The sequence below is a fragment of the Streptomyces sp. NBC_01006 genome, from assembly GCF_045162725.1.
Taxonomy (GTDB): domain Bacteria; phylum Actinomycetota; class Actinomycetes; order Streptomycetales; family Streptomycetaceae; genus Streptomyces.
Genome location: NZ_CP108701.1, coordinates 228,452 through 242,020, shown reverse-complemented (window position 1 = coordinate 242,020; position 13,569 = coordinate 228,452). Strand labels below are relative to the sequence as shown.

Here is a 13,569-nt window from a genome sequence, read left to right as displayed (position 1 = left end):
AGGAGAGTGGTCGCTGACATGGAAGAACGCACTTTTTGGTGACTGGGGAACCTGATGGTGACCAAGCAGTTCAGCGACGGTGTACGCGACGAGGCGGACCTGCGGCGCGCCGATTCACTGGGGCGGGAGATCTTCTCCGACGTCGCCAACAAGTGGGCGCTCCTGATCATCGAGGCCCTCGGTGACGACACCCTGCGCTTCAGCGAGCTGCGGAGCGAGGTCGAGGGCATCAGCCACAAGATGCTCACCCAGAACCTGCGCATGCTGGAGCGCTACGGACTGCTGGAGCGCACCGCGTACCCCACCGTGCCGCCGCGGGTCGAGTACACGCTGACCGAGCCGGGCAGGGCGCTGCGCAAGACGATCGACGGCTTGTGCGACTGGACCCACCGGTACTTCGGCGAGATCGAGGCATCCTGCCGCCGCTTCGACGCCTGACGTCTGACGCCTGATATCCGGCGTCAGGAGGCGTGGTGGTCGGCGATGGCCTCGGCCGCCGCCCGGTGGGCGACACGGGCCAGGACGGGGTTCGTCACCCGGTAGTAGTGCTCCGCGGTGACCCCGAAGCGCAGCGCCCAGCCGCGGCCGCGGGCCCAGGTCGCGTCGTCCACGCCCGCCGCCTCGCGGAACACCTCGCGGGTGTCGGCGGTCAGCAGGGTCCAGGCCGCCATCACATCGCACGCGGGGTCGCCCACGCCCACCCCGCCGAAGTCGATCACGGCGCTGAGCCGGCCCTGGTGGCCGAGGAGGTTTCCGGGCAGTAGGTCGCCGTGCAGCCATACGGGCGCGCCCTGCCACTGCGGTGCCCTTACGGCCGCCTCCCACGCGGCGGTCGCGGCCTCGGCGTCGTGCGTGCCGTCGGCGCCCAGGTCCCGTATCGCCGCGCGGACACCCTCGTCGGCCCTGCCCACCGGCCCGCCCCGGAACGACGCCGGCGCACCGGCGGTGTCGACGCGGTGGAGCGCCGCGACGAAACGCCCCAACCCGGCGGCCGCGTCACGCAGTCCGCGTTCGGCGAGGGGCTCGTCGTACAGGTTCTCGCCGTCGAGCCACCGGTACACCGACCAGGCGAACGCGTAGCCCTCGCCCGGGGTCCCGTGCCCCAGCGGTACGGGCACGTCCAGCGGCAAGTGGGGCGCGAGGTGCGGCAGCCACCGCTGCTCCTTGCCGACCTGGCCTTCGGCGCCGGGGATGCGCGGCAGCCGTACGGTCATGTCCTCGCCCAGCCGGTACATGGCGTTGTCCGTACCGGCCGACCGCACCTTCCGTACGGGCAGCCGAGCCCACTGCGGGAACTGCGCCGCGACCAGCCGCTCGACGAGCGACTCGTCGATGTCGACCTCGTCGGCATGCATCTTCGTATCGGGCATGGACGGGAACGTATCCGCCGCTTACGTGGCCGTGCCAAGGGTTTTTCTCGGTCAGGGCAGGGAAGTCGGAGGTCGGAGGTCGCAAGGTTGCATCAGATCGGATACATCTGTCCTGATGTACGGTCGGGCGCATGAACGCAGTGCAGCTCTTCCTGCTGGGCCGGACGCTGATGAAGATCGGCGAAGAGGCCATCCCGGCCGGCGGAGTCGGCAAGCGCACGACGAGCACGCGATCGGTCCTGATCGTGATGCTCGACGTGTACGCCCACCCCGACACCACCGTCGGCGAGATCGCCGTCCGCTCGGGCCTGCCGCAGAGCGCGGTGTCCGCCTGCGTGGCCCGGCTGCGCGAGACCGGCTCCGTGGTCACCGCCACCGACCCCCGCGACCGGCGGCGCACGCTCCTGCGGCGCAACCCCGAGCTCTCCGACCGGCGGGCCGAGGTCGCCTCCGCCTCCGTCGACGGCGCCCTGTCCGCCGCGCTCGGCACCAGCGACCCCGCCGAACTCGCCGAGGTCGTCGCCTTGTTGGACGCCCTCGCGCAGCGCCTCTCGCCCGAGGTGCTGGCCCGCCTGACCCCGGACGCCCCGGCCGTCTAGGCGGCTGAGGTGTCGGCCGCCTGCGTGGCTCCCGCGCCGGGAGTCGTGGCCGTACGTACGGGCTCGGGCTCCGGTGCCGGCTTCTTCGTGTGGTTGCGTACCAGCAGGCACAGCAGCACCGCGATCCCCAGGGCCGCGATCGGCAGGGCCGCCGTCACGTGCAGGGTGGCGACGAAGGCGTCCGCGTACGCCTTGCCCGCGGCGAGTTCCGCGGCCAGCCGCCCCTGGAGCAGCGCCCCGACCGAGGCCGCCCCGATGACCGAGCCGATCTGACGGATCGTGTTGTTCACCCCGGACGCCGCACCGGCCAGTGTGCTGAAGAACCCCAGTGACACGGTCACCAGGGCCGCCCAGGGATTGCCGGCCCACTTCTGCATGTCGTCCCCCACCCCTCCGTCCGCGCCCCGGCAGGTTCCGGCGGCCACGGCACGAAGGTAATCCATCTTTCTTGATGCATCAAGAAAGATGCATCGAAATTGATGCGTTAAGTAGGCCAATGGCGGCGGATTGGCCTGTGACCCGTCCCCACTCAACTGAGAGGCTGGCCCCCAGGTCCCTCGAACGTCATGCTCAGGAGGTTGTGATGCAGGTAGCGGTGGTCACTTTCGACGGGTTCAACGAGCTCGACAGCTTCATCGCGTCGGCCCTGATCAACCGGTGCCGCAAGGACGGCCTGGAGGCCTTCATCACCACGCCCACGCCCGTGGTGACCTCGATGAACGGCGTCGAGGTCACCGGCCAGCGCCCCATGGACTTCATTCCCGAGGCCGACGTCGTACTGATCGGCAGCGGGGTGAAAACGCGCGACGTGGTCGCCGACGACCGGCTGCTCGCCATGCTGCCCCTGGACCCGGCGCGGCAGCTGATCGGCTCGCAGTGCTCCGGCGCGCTGGTCCTCGCCCGGCTCGGGCTGCTGGGCGGGATGCCGGCGTGCGCGGATCTGACGAGCCGGCCGTACGTCGAGGCCTGCGGCGTCACCGTGCTGGACGCGCCGTTCCACTCCGAGGGCAACATCGCCACGGCGGGCGGCTGCCTGGCGTCGCAGTACCTCGCCGCGTGGGTGATCACCCGTACGCTCGGCGAGGAAGCCGCGCGAGGCGCCATCGGCTACGCGGCCCCGGTGGGCGAGCAGGACGAGACGGTGGACCGCGCACTGCGCGCCATCCGCGCGCCCGAGTCCGTACTGCGCTGACCCCTCAGGACCGCGCTGCCACCCTCAGGCGCGGCCCGCGGAGGCGGCGAGCCAGAACCAGACCCACTTGCCGGCCCCGTCCGTGGCGACGCCCCAGGACTGGCTGAGGGCGGCGATCAGCCCGAGCCCCCGCCCGGACTCGCGCCTCGCGCAGCCCGCGGCGGCAGGGTTCGCGGGGCCGAGGTGGGGGGTGTCGTCGCGCAGGGCGCACAGCAGCCGCTCGGTCCCCGGTTCGACCGCGACCACCATGCGGATCCGGGTGCTCACGGTGTGCCGGACCGCGTTGCCGACGGCCTCGGTCACGAGGAGGCGGGCGTCGTCCGCCAGGTCGCTGCCGATGGCGGCTTCGGACAGGGCCCGCCGGGCCGAGCGGGCGGCCTCGGGCGTGGCGGGCAGGGTGATGTCAACGCGGTGAGCAGGCACGACGGCCTCCGATCCCAGCAGGTCCCCCCTGCGGTCCTTCCACGCTAGGTTCGCCGTCGTCCTGGTCACACCGCCCGGACGGCCGATCCCGGCCGCCCGCGGCTCCTCCCTTCGGTCAGGGGGTTGTGCCAGGTCGTGCCGGGGAGCCGGACCGTGACCAGGAGACCGCCGGCGGTACGGGCGGGGGCGCGTTGTGGTTCATAGCGTCATTGCAGACGCAGGGCCGTTGCGGCGGTGTATGCGCTTTTCGATACGCCCGTGACAACCGTCGGGGCCGTTGCCGGGGCGCCGGTGAGGGCCGGGCGGACCTTGGTGAGGAGGAGGCCGAGGAAGCGGTCCGGGTGGCGGAAGGCCGCGAAGTGGCCGGCGTCCTCGATGAGGGCGAACTCCTTGACGGGGGCCGCGACCTCGTCGAAGAAGCGGCGGGCCGGACCGACCGGCGTGATGACGTCCTGGGCGCCCTGGAAGACGAAGAACGGCAGCCGGAAGTCGACGCCCTCGGCCCGCTCGTCGATGGCGACGGACTCCGGCCCGAGGTGCTCGGAGAAGGCCATGGCCTTCATGTGGGTGCGCAGTTCGCCCAGGCCGTGCCGGGGCGAGGTGAGCAGGGAGCCGAGCACCACCTTCTTGACGGTGTCGAGCGTCAGCGGGTCGGAGCCGACGGTCAGCTTGTTGTACTGCGCCCACTGCTCGGTGGCCCAGGCCGCACGGTCGGGGCCCATCGCGGTGGCGGCGGCCAGCTCCTTGCGGCTGTCGGCCGCGGTCAGCCGGTCCAGCAGGCCGTCGTAGGCGGTGCGGTCGCGCCCGCCGGCGTTGATGTTCTGGTCGGTGCCGACGTACGCGGAGTACAGCTCGGGGTGGCGGCGGGCCAGCCGGAGGCCGATGACCGAGCCGAATGACATCGCGAGCAGGACGACCCGGTCCACGCCGAGGCGGCCGCGGATGTGGCGGGTCACCTCCAGGGCGTCGGACTCCAGCCGCTCCAGGGTGAGTTCACCCCGGCCCTCGGGGCCCGAGCGGCCGAAGGTCTTGCCGGCGCCGCGCATGTCCCAGCGGACGAGGGTGAAGTGGCGCTCCCAGCCGCGGGTGCGGGGGGCGTACGGCAGGTTCGTGGCGCCGGGGCCGCCGTGCAGCTCAAGGATGACCGGGTTGGACAGGTCGTCTCCGCGCACGGAGATCCACTGGTCGATGCCGCCGATTCGGACGAAGCCGGCCTCGTCGATGCCGTGGGGCGTGGTGATGCGCAGCCGCCGCGCGTGAGCGGCGCGCCGCAGCCCGCGGTAGCCGGCCAGGGCGGGGGCGGTGAGGAGGGCGGCGGCGGAAGCGGCGATGAGGGCGACGTCGACCATGACTGTTACTTCCTTAAACTGTTTACTACATCATCAGTTAGTGGGTTTAAGGTATATACAGTTGTTGGGCGGCGTCAACACCCGGGCGCCGACCGCCATGACGGCACCGAGATGCGAACGAGGGATGCGGGATGGCCAAGGCACGCGAGGACAAGGCGCGCGATCTGCGCGCGGGCATGGCGCTGCTGTGGGGTGAGCAGGAGCAGCCCAGCCGGGGCCCCAAGCCCAGCCTCACCCCGTCCCGCATCGCCGCCGCGGCCGTGGCGCTGGCGGACGCGGAGGGGCTGGAGGCCGTGTCGATGACCAAGGTCGGCGCGGAGTTCGGCGTCTCGGCGATGGCGCTCTACCGCTACGTGCCCGGCAAGGCCGAGCTCGTGGAGCTGATGGTCGAGGCCGTTCTGGCCGAACGCCCCGACGTGGCGGACGCGGGTTCCTGCTGGCGGCCCCGGCTGACGGCCTGGGCCCACCGGATGCTCGCGGTGTACGAGGCCCACCCGTGGCTGCTGGTCGCCACCGCGATGCGGCGCCGCCTGATGGGGCCGAACCAGCTCGGCTGGCTGGACGAGGCGCACGCGGCGCTGGAGCGGACCGGGCTGACCGCGGCCGAACGCCACCAGGTCTTCCTCCTGGTGGTCGGCCATGTACGGGCCCTCGCCCAGCAGTCGGCCGACTTCGACGCCGAGCACGCCCGGGAGTTCGGGCGGCTGACCGGCGAACTGCTCGACCGGCACGCCGCCCGCTTCCCGGCCCTGACCAGGGCGATCGCCGACGGCGCGTTCGCCCCGCCGCCCGCCGCCGACCCGCTCGCCTTCGGACTGGACCGGATCCTGGACGGCGTACAGGTCCTCATTGACGAGGACTAGCGAGGACTAGGCGAACGGGCCCTCGGTCGTGAAGCGGCGCAGGTCGTGGGCGAAGCGTTCGGCCTCGCCCGGCGGCCACGAGGACAGGCTCGCCGTGATGTGGGCGGCCAGCCGGGCCCGCAGTTCCGCCACCGCGGCCCGGCCCTGCTCGGTGAGGACGAGCAGGTGCGCGCGCCCGTCGGCGGGGTCCGGCTCGCGGCGGATGAGGCCGGCGGCCTCCAGCCGGGAGGCGCGGCGGGTGACGCCGGAACGGTCGACTCCGACGTCGGGAGCCAGATCGGCGGCGCTGCGGGGACCGGTCCGGGCCAGCGCGCTGAGTACCGGGTACGTCAGCTCGTCCAGCCCCTCGCCCATGTCCTCGGTGAGCCGCCGGTGCAGCTGCGTGCGCGTGGTGCGCCTGAGCAGGATGCCCAGCGCGTCCGCGATCTCATGACCTGCTTCGTTCTCCACGCCACAAGAATAGCGTGCGCCGCACACGCTGTTGATGTTACAGTGATGGAGATGCGTGCGAATCGCACGCACTTCTCCTTCGCTCTTTCGTCCCGTGAGGAAATCCCATGACGCGCACCGGTATCAAGGCCGCCCTCAACGACCTGCTCTTCAATCGCGACATCACCGTCGAGGAGGCCGCCGACCGCTACTTCACCCCGGAGTACCGCCAGCGCACGGACGGGGAGTGGGCCGACCGCGCCGGGTTCATCGAGCACATCACCCACGTGCGCGGCCTGGTGGCCGACGGCCATGTCGAGGTGCACGAGGAGCTGTACGACGGCAGCAAGTACGCCGACCGGCACACCGCCCACATCACGAAGAAGGACGGCTCGACCGTGGCCATGGAGGTCTACGTGTTCGCGGACCTCGCGCCCGACGGCCGGTTCGACCGCATCGAGGAGACCACCTTGATGCTCGAAGGCTCCGCCGCCGACCGCAACATGGGCAGCGCCCGCTAGCGGGTGCCCCTGGCGGTCAGGGCGCGGATGGCGGTCTCCTGGGAGTAGGCGAGCAGGCCGATCGTCATCGCGCTCATGACGAGGGCGAAGAGCACGTGGCCCAGGGTCGAGGTCACGGCCAGACCCAGGGCGCTCAGGGCGAAGTGGCTGCCGACCCGCAGGGCGATGAGCGCGAACGCGACCTTGCGCGTCTCCTTGCCGCGCCACAGCGCCTTGGCGAGCTTGATCCGCCTGCGCATCATCGTCAGCGAGACGATGATGTTCACGGCCAGCAGGACCAGCAGTACGGGCCAGACCGAGGGGAAGGCCTTCAGGATGTCGAAGGCGGCCGCGAGCACCCCTTCGAAGCCGAAGAACCAGAGCGGGAGCCGGTAGTCGGCCGGTGTCATGGCGCTCGTGTCGATCGCCTCGGCCGGTGCGCTCCCGTTCTTCTTCTTCAGGATGTTCATGCCGCTGCCCCCGTGGTCGGTGTGATGATCGCTATTTTTCCGGGGGAGGGGTCTCGGGGGCAGGGCTCCAGGTCACCTGTGCCGTATGACAGCTGTCATGTGCCGCCCCGCCGCGCCCGGGTGACGGTGTGATGGGATACGCCGTATGGGTCTCACCGGTGAAGGAAACCAGTCGCCGACGGGGATGCCCGTACCGCCCTTCGACCCCGAACTGGCCGTCGCCCTCGCGGCCTTGGACGCGAGGGCGCGCGAGCCGATCACCCCGGCCAACCTCGCCGCCCGGCAGGAGCGGGACGCCACGTCCCGGCCCCGGCCCGCGGCCGAGGACCTTCGCGCCGAAGGCCGTTTCGAGGTGAGCGAGTTCCAGGTCCCCGGGCCACCGGACGGCCCCGCCGTCACGCTCGTCAGCGCCCGTCCGGCCGGGCTCGCGGGGCGGCCGCTGCCCCTCCTCTACTACGTGCACGGCGGCGGCATGGTCATGGGCAACGCCTGGTCCGTGCTCCCGCGGATCCTCCGCGAGTGGGCCCTCCCCCTGGAACTGGCCGTCATCTCCGTCGAGTGCCGCGCCTCGCCGCGTTCTCGTCGGTCGCCGACACTCCGCGTCGACTCCCTCCTCGGCCTTGCGATGCACGGCACCAGACGCCGCTCCCTGATCCGGCCTGATCCGTAAGACACCCCCTCGCCCTCCTGACCCGCGACCGCGGCGGTCCCGTCCCCCTCGGTCAACTGCTGCTCTGCCCCATGCTCGACGACCGCGGCACCACCTTCTCCAGCCACCAGATGACCGGCCTCGGCGTCTGGGACCTCACGTCCAACACCACCGGCTGGAAGGCCCTGCTGGGCGACCGCCACGGCGCCGCCGACCTGCCGCCCTACGCGGCCCCCGCCCGCGCCGCGGACCTGTCCGGACTCCCGCCGGCCTTCATCGAGGTCGGGTCGGCCGAGATCTACCGCGACGAGGACGTGGCGTACGCGAACGCCATCTGGCAGGCTGGCGGCCACGCCGAACTCCACGTCTGGCCCGGCGCGTACCACGGCTTCGACGGCCTGGCCCCCGAGGCCGCCCTCACCCGGGCCGCCCGCGAAACCCGCACCCGCTGGCTCCACCGCCTCCTCACCGCACCCGCCGCCCCGGGGTAGGTCCAGGCGTCACCCCAACGGCCGAGCCCGGGGCGCTCCCGAGGTGCCCGCGCGCCACCTGGCGGCAATGCTGGAGCCGCTGCCCGTTCACAGGAAGGGGTACTGCCGTGCCACCGAGGATCGAGCACACAAGACCCCGCCACGGGTACACCCACGTGCACGTCACCCTGACGCAGGACCCGCCCGCCACGCGGCAGGGTGGTGGCGGCGACGTCGCCTTCGCCTTCAGCATTCCGCACGGCTCGGAAGACGTTTCCGTGATGCTGCCGTCCGGAAACGCACGGGCCCGTCCGGTCGACGAACTGCTCGGCTGCGCCCTCGACGCCCCGCGCGAGAGCGTCGATCGCCTCCTGGCGAGCGACGACGTCCACGCGGTGAGGCTGGGCCGGGCCGTGCGAGCCGTCCAGCACGCACTGCACACCGAAGGGAACACCGCCGGCTCGCCGCCCGCGGAACCCTCCGGCCCCGCCGCCATCGACCCGGTGACCCACGACCCCGCCTGGTGAGCCTCCGCCCCCGGGGGCCGGGCCCTGCCGGCCTAGGAAGGACACGTCATGGGCAGCACGGCAAGGGTCCTGGTCACCGACCTCGACGGCACGCTCCTGGCGGGCGACGAGGACAGCCGGCGCCATCTGCGCCACGCGCTGGACCGGCATCCCGACATCACCGTGGTCTACGCGACGGGTCGCAGCCTCGCCTCCGTCCGGACCGTGCTCACCGAGGACCCCTTCGCACCCTGGCCGCGGTGGATCATCGCCGACGTCGGCGCGAGCATCATCGACACCACCGACATGTCCCATGCCGAGTCCCTCGAAGGACCGCTGCGCACCGGATGGCCCGGGCACCGCCACGTCCGGCGGGCACTGCGCCGGTTCCCGCAGCTCGTACACCAGGACGCCGTGGCACAGCAGGGCCGGTGCTCCTACTACCTGGCCGCCGAGCACCTCTCGGACGAGATCACGGCGGCCGTCGAGCGGATGGGCTGCTCCTGGACGTACTCCGCGGACCGGTACTTCGACGTGCTCCCGCCCCGCGCCGGCAAGGGCCCGGCCCTGCGGGCGCTCATGCGCCGCCTGCACTGGCCGCGCGCACACCTGCTCGTGGCCGGGGACTCCCTCAACGACCTGTCGCTCTTCCGCCTCGGCACGCACGGCGTCGTCGTCGGCAACGCCGAGCCCGCGCTGGTCGCCCAGGTGGCCGGGGACCCGCTGGTCCACCACCCGGCACTCGACGGCGCCGCCGCCGTACTGCACGTACTGGAACGGCTCGGCTGGGTGCGGCTGCGGCGCCCCCGGCGCGTGGTGATCGGATACCACCGTCCGCCGTGGCAGCGGTACGAGGGACACTGGCGGCCGCCGGCCAGCCCCAACGGCATCCTCCCGACCCTGGTGTCCGCCCTCGGGGCCGACCCCGGCGGGCGGCTGGACGCCGTATGGGCCGCCGCCACGACCGAGGACGCCGCCACGGCGGCCACGGTCCCACCGGGGCTGCCCCTGACCCTCCTGCCGCTGCCGGCCGGCCAGTGGGCCGGGTACTTCCACCGGGCCTGCAAGGAGACGCTGTGGCCCGCCCTGACCTCGCAGCCGCACCTCATCCGGCACGACCCGGCCGACTGGGCGGACTACGAGGCCGTCAACTCCGCCTTCGCGCAGCACGTCAGCGTCCACGCGGCGTACGGCGGAACGGTCTGGCTGCACGACTACAACCTCTGGCTCGTCCCCGGCCTGCTCAAGCGGGACCGGCCGGATCTGACGGTCGGCCTGTTCCACCACACGCCCTTCCCCGACCCGCGGACGTTCCGGCGCCTGCCCGCGGCGGCGCAGCTGTGCGCGTCGCTCGGACAGCTGGACTGGGCCGGGTTCCACACCGACGCGTTCGCCGAGAACTTCCGCACCCTGCTGAGCGGCGCGGCCGCCTCCCGCGTACCGCGCACCGGTGTGCACCCCCTGGGCATCGACCGCCGGGCCGTCGCCTCCCTCGCCCGGTCCCGCGCCGCCGGCACGGCCACGACCGGCGGCCGGGACGACGGCCCGGTGATCCTCTCGGTGGAGCGGCTCGACTACGCCAAGGCCCCCGTACACAAGATCCACGCCCTCGCGGAACTCCTCGACCGGCAGCCGGAACTGCGCGGACGGCTGCGCTACCGCCTCGTCTGCCCGCCGCCCGAGCCGGGCATCCGCGCGTACGACACCACCCGCAGCCGGCTCGAACGGGCCATCGGGGAACTCAACAGGCGCCAGCGGAAGGCCGGTTGGGAGCCGGTCGAGTACATCTCCCGGGGGCTGCCCTTCGAGGAGGTCGTCGACCACTACCTGGCGGCCGACGTCTTCTGGGTGAGCTCCCTGGCCGACGGCATGAACCTCACGGCCCAGGAGTTCCTCACGGTCCAGGCGGCGACCGGCCGCTCCGGCGTGCTGATCCTCTCCCGCCACGCCGGCGCCGCCGCCTACGTGGAGGGCCACGCCCTCCTCACCGACCCGTACTCCCCGCACGACATGGTGGAGAAGCTGCGCACCGCCCTGGCGATGTCCCCCGCGGAGCGCCGGGCACACACCGCCCGCCTCGCCGCCCTCCTGGCCACCCCGCCGCCCGCCGAGTGGGCGCGCGACGTCATCGCGGCGATCGAGGGGGTGCCAGCCCGTCCAGGGTGAGGTCCAGCAGGCGTTCGGCCTGCTCCCGCTGTTCGGGCTTGGCCGAGGTGAGGGCGATCCCGGCGAGGGCGGCGAACAGGTCCGTCGCGCTGATGTCGGTCCGGATCGCCCCGGCATCGGCGCACGCGTCCATGAGCGCGGCGATGGCGCTCTGGATCATGTCGTGGCTGTGGGCGTACGGGTTGCTCCCCGAAGCGGCGATGGCGCGCAGGGCGTCGGCCATGCCGAGTTTGGCCGTGGCGTAGTCCATGAAGAGACGGGTCCACGCGCGCAGCGCCTCGTACGGGGGCTGCGCTGCCAGCAGCCCGGGGACGACGTCGCGCAGCTGGGCCACTTCGTTGCGGTAGGCCGCCTCGACGAGCGCCTCGCGGGTGGGGAAGTTGCGGTACAGGGTCGCGGTGCCCACGCCCGCTTCCCTGGCGATGCGTTCGAGGTGCGCGTCCAGTCCCTCCTCGGTGAACACCCGTACCGCGGCAGCCAGGATCTTGTCCCTGTTGCGTTGCGCGTCGGCTCTCAACGGGCGTGCTGCGTCCGGGGTCATCGGCGGCCGCCGTCCTCTCTCCCGCTCGGTCCGTTTGCTAAGTGGAGGCGCCCCCAGTTAGCCTTCGATAAGTGGTGGCGCCTCCACTTGACTCTAGGGCATGCCCTGGCCTGCCCGTACTCCTCCTCCTGGAAGGACTGCCGCTCATGTCGGGAATCGAAGGCAAGGTCGTGGCGATCACGGGCGCCGGCAGCGGTATCGGCGAGGCGACCGCCCTGCTGCTCGCCGAACGCGGCGCCAAGGTCGTCCTCGGGGCGCGCCGCTCGGAGCGGCTCGAAGCGCTGGCCGCACGCATCGAACAGGCCGGCGGCGAAGCCGCGTGGACGCGCACCGACGTCACGGTGCGCGAGGACCTGACCGGGCTCGTCGAAGTGGCGCGCGCCCGGTTCGGCAGGCTCGACGTCCTCGTCAGCAATGCCGGAATCGGCCTGATCTCCCCCCTGGACGAGCTCCGCGTAGAGGACTGGGAGAAGATGATCGACGTCAACCTCAAGGGCGTGCTGTACGGGATCGCCGCCGCGCTGCCGGTCTTCCGGGAGCAGGGCACCGGGCACTTCGTCAACACGGTCTCCGTGTCCGGACTGCGCGTCACTCCGCTCCAGGCGGTGTACGCCGCCACCAAGAACGCCGTACGCACCCTCTCCGAGGGCCTGCGCCAGGAGGCCGGTGACAGCCTGCGCGTGACGGTCGTCTCGCCGGGTTTCACGCGTACGGACTTCCCGGACTCCATGGCACCGGAGATGCGGACGCAGATCCGCGACCGCATGGACGCGATCGCGATCCCGCCGGACGCCATCGCGCGCGCCATCGCCTTCGCCGTCGAGCAGCCGGGCAACGTGGACGTGGGCGACATCGTCGTCCGCCCCACCGCGCAGGCTTAGAGCCTGTCGACGACGATGTTCAACACATCCCGGGCCGATGAAAGAAGCGTGGAATCAACGGAGTTGGCGTAGCCGCCGTCGGCCCACACCAGACTGACCGGGCGGAAGTCGGCAGTGGGCCGCGCCAGGACGTCGCGGCCTCCGGCCCGGCCCTGCACGGACGCGGAGGTGACGGCGATGACCAGCATCAGGCCCATCGTGTCCACGATCACGTGTCTCTTCCGCCCTGTCGTTCGCTCCGAGGCCGGAGCGAACATGGCAGGGGGACCGGGGACCGGGGGCCTCCTCCCGCCGAGGCATCATCCCGAAGGCTGACTCAAGGCTCCCCCGTGCAGACGGCGGTACCAACTCGGGGATGACGACCAGCCGCCGAGGACCGAAGAGGCTGATGCCATGACAGCGATCGACGGCCCTCACCCGACCACGACTGCGCACGGCACCGAACGGCCGGTCCCTCCATGGGCTTCCATCACCGCCCATGCGATCCCTTTGCTGCTGCTGCCCCAGTGCCTGTGGCGGCTGCCGTTCGCCTTCGGCTTCGAGATGGGGCTGGACGTGGACGGGGCGATGCCGTCGTCGTTGTGGGTGTCCGTCCCCTACGTCTTCGGGCTCAGCCTGATCACGGAGGGGTTGGCGCTGCTGTCCTTCGGATTGGTGCGGGGATGGGGCGAGGTCGCCCCCGCATGGCTGCCGTTCATCGGCGGGAAGCGGATCGCTCCCTTTGCGGCGATCATCCCCGCCACCCTCGGCGGCCTGGGCGCGACCGCGTTCTGGGCACCCGTGCTGCTGAGCTGGTTAGGTGTGGGTGACGCCGCCGGGTTCAGCAGTGGCGGCTGGCAGACACTGGCCCGCATCTGCATCGCCCCCGGGATGCTGTGGGGTCCGCTCGTACTGGTGCTGACCTACGCCTACTACACGCGCCGCTGCCGCCCGGCCAAGCACCATGGGCACAGCGGCGGCTGCGTGGCTGCCTGAGCGTACGTCACGAGGTCCGGACGGGCGTCGCGGTGATGCCTGTCCGGACCTCGCCGCATGCTGGACGGCGTTGGATGCCACATTGGTGCCGCGGAGTCGGATGCGAGCGGATGGCGACGCTCAGAGCCTCTCTGGTGGCTGATCATGCGTGAAGGGTGACGGTCGCGATCTGCCCTCCGGGCATGG

General features: G+C 71.9%; 17 protein-coding genes and 1 pseudogene. 10 read left to right on the top strand and 8 right to left on the bottom strand.

Annotation, left to right across the window (positions count from 1 at the left end):
• Positions 1 to 54: 54 nt before the first annotated feature.
• Positions 55 to 438: a helix-turn-helix domain-containing protein gene (locus tag OG509_RS40910; RefSeq protein ID WP_331742096.1), complete on the top strand. Its 384-nt coding sequence runs from the start codon at positions 55 to 57 to the stop codon at positions 436 to 438.
• Positions 439 to 461: 23 nt separating this feature from the next.
• On the opposite strand, the gene OG509_RS40905 is transcribed toward OG509_RS40910, so the two are convergent.
• Positions 462 to 1,370 carry an aminoglycoside phosphotransferase family protein gene (locus OG509_RS40905; RefSeq protein ID WP_331742093.1) on the bottom strand — a complete coding sequence of 303 codons (909 nt, stop codon included), beginning with the start codon at positions 1,368 to 1,370 and terminating at the stop codon, positions 462 to 464.
• A 131-nt stretch (positions 1,371 to 1,501) separates the two neighbouring features.
• Here OG509_RS40905 and OG509_RS40900 point away from each other — a divergent pair, with 131 nt between their 5' ends.
• Complete coding sequence (locus OG509_RS40900) at positions 1,502 to 1,969, top strand: helix-turn-helix domain-containing protein (RefSeq protein WP_331742091.1); 468 nt, start codon at positions 1,502 to 1,504, stop codon at positions 1,967 to 1,969.
• On the opposite strand, the gene OG509_RS40895 is transcribed toward OG509_RS40900, so the two are convergent.
• Positions 1,966 to 2,394 (bottom strand): hypothetical protein, encoded by a 429-nt coding sequence (locus OG509_RS40895; RefSeq protein ID WP_406187896.1) that lies wholly within the window; start codon positions 2,392 to 2,394, stop codon positions 1,966 to 1,968. The two genes, OG509_RS40900 and OG509_RS40895, sit on opposite strands and share 4 nt — an antisense overlap.
• A gap of 158 nt (positions 2,395 to 2,552) precedes the next feature.
• Here OG509_RS40895 and OG509_RS40890 point away from each other — a divergent pair, with 158 nt between their 5' ends.
• A complete protein-coding gene (locus OG509_RS40890; RefSeq protein WP_331742089.1) occupies positions 2,553 to 3,161 on the top strand; it encodes a DJ-1/PfpI family protein in 609 nt (202 codons plus the stop codon).
• Between the two features lie 24 nt (positions 3,162 to 3,185).
• Here OG509_RS40890 and OG509_RS40885 read toward each other — a convergent pair whose 3' ends face one another.
• Together OG509_RS40885 and OG509_RS40880 are read right to left on the bottom strand one after the other, a co-directional pair.
• Positions 3,186 to 3,584 (bottom strand): ATP-binding protein, encoded by a 399-nt coding sequence (locus OG509_RS40885; protein WP_331742086.1) that lies wholly within the window; start codon positions 3,582 to 3,584, stop codon positions 3,186 to 3,188.
• 206 nt (positions 3,585 to 3,790) lie between these two features.
• Positions 3,791 to 4,933 (bottom strand): alpha/beta hydrolase, encoded by a 1,143-nt coding sequence (locus tag OG509_RS40880; protein ID WP_331742084.1) that lies wholly within the window; start codon positions 4,931 to 4,933, stop codon positions 3,791 to 3,793.
• Between the two features lie 131 nt (positions 4,934 to 5,064).
• Between OG509_RS40880 and OG509_RS40875 the strand changes: the two genes are divergently transcribed.
• Positions 5,065 to 5,796, top strand: a complete 732-nt coding sequence (locus tag OG509_RS40875) for a TetR/AcrR family transcriptional regulator C-terminal domain-containing protein (protein WP_331742082.1) — start codon at positions 5,065 to 5,067, stop codon at positions 5,794 to 5,796.
• 6 nt (positions 5,797 to 5,802) lie between these two features.
• Here OG509_RS40875 and OG509_RS40870 read toward each other — a convergent pair whose 3' ends face one another.
• Positions 5,803 to 6,246 (bottom strand): MarR family transcriptional regulator, encoded by a 444-nt coding sequence (locus OG509_RS40870; RefSeq protein WP_331742080.1) that lies wholly within the window; start codon positions 6,244 to 6,246, stop codon positions 5,803 to 5,805.
• 107 nt (positions 6,247 to 6,353) lie between these two features.
• Here OG509_RS40870 and OG509_RS40865 point away from each other — a divergent pair, with 107 nt between their 5' ends.
• Positions 6,354 to 6,746, top strand: coding sequence for a nuclear transport factor 2 family protein (locus tag OG509_RS40865; protein ID WP_331742078.1), 393 nt, complete (start codon positions 6,354 to 6,356; stop codon positions 6,744 to 6,746).
• On the opposite strand, the gene OG509_RS40860 is transcribed toward OG509_RS40865, so the two are convergent.
• Entirely contained in the window at positions 6,743 to 7,195 is a 453-nt protein-coding gene (locus tag OG509_RS40860) for a hypothetical protein (RefSeq protein WP_331742076.1), read from the bottom strand. The genes OG509_RS40865 and OG509_RS40860 overlap by 4 nt on opposite strands.
• 184 nt (positions 7,196 to 7,379) lie before the next feature.
• Between OG509_RS40860 and OG509_RS40855 the strand changes: the two are divergent.
• From OG509_RS40855 to OG509_RS40845, 3 genes and pseudogenes are all read left to right on the top strand, one after another.
• Positions 7,380 to 8,335 (top strand): annotated as a pseudogene (locus tag OG509_RS40855) (alpha/beta hydrolase).
• A 107-nt stretch (positions 8,336 to 8,442) separates the two neighbouring features.
• The gene (locus OG509_RS40850; RefSeq protein ID WP_331742071.1) at positions 8,443 to 8,841 is read left to right on the top strand and encodes a hypothetical protein; all 399 of its coding nucleotides are present in this window, start codon (positions 8,443 to 8,445) and stop codon (positions 8,839 to 8,841) included.
• Between the two features lie 48 nt (positions 8,842 to 8,889).
• On the top strand, positions 8,890 to 10,986 hold the full coding sequence (locus OG509_RS40845) for an HAD-IIB family hydrolase (protein WP_331742069.1): 2,097 nt from the start codon (positions 8,890 to 8,892) through the stop codon (positions 10,984 to 10,986).
• On the opposite strand, the gene OG509_RS40840 is transcribed toward OG509_RS40845, so the two are convergent.
• Positions 10,946 to 11,527 (bottom strand): helix-turn-helix domain-containing protein, encoded by a 582-nt coding sequence (locus tag OG509_RS40840; RefSeq protein WP_331742067.1) that lies wholly within the window; start codon positions 11,525 to 11,527, stop codon positions 10,946 to 10,948. The genes OG509_RS40845 and OG509_RS40840 overlap by 41 nt on opposite strands.
• Positions 11,528 to 11,673: 146 nt before the next feature.
• Between OG509_RS40840 and OG509_RS40835 the strand changes: the two genes are divergently transcribed.
• The gene (locus OG509_RS40835) at positions 11,674 to 12,408 is read left to right on the top strand and encodes an SDR family oxidoreductase (RefSeq protein ID WP_331742065.1); all 735 of its coding nucleotides are present in this window, start codon (positions 11,674 to 11,676) and stop codon (positions 12,406 to 12,408) included.
• On the opposite strand, the gene OG509_RS40830 is transcribed toward OG509_RS40835, so the two are convergent.
• Positions 12,405 to 12,665 (bottom strand): transposase, encoded by a 261-nt coding sequence (locus tag OG509_RS40830; protein WP_331742063.1) that lies wholly within the window; start codon positions 12,663 to 12,665, stop codon positions 12,405 to 12,407. The genes OG509_RS40835 and OG509_RS40830 overlap by 4 nt on opposite strands.
• A gap of 136 nt (positions 12,666 to 12,801) precedes the next feature.
• Between OG509_RS40830 and OG509_RS40825 the strand changes: the two genes are divergently transcribed.
• Complete coding sequence (locus tag OG509_RS40825; protein WP_331742061.1) at positions 12,802 to 13,383, top strand: hypothetical protein; 582 nt, start codon at positions 12,802 to 12,804, stop codon at positions 13,381 to 13,383.
• The last annotated feature ends 186 nt before the right edge of the window (positions 13,384 to 13,569 follow it).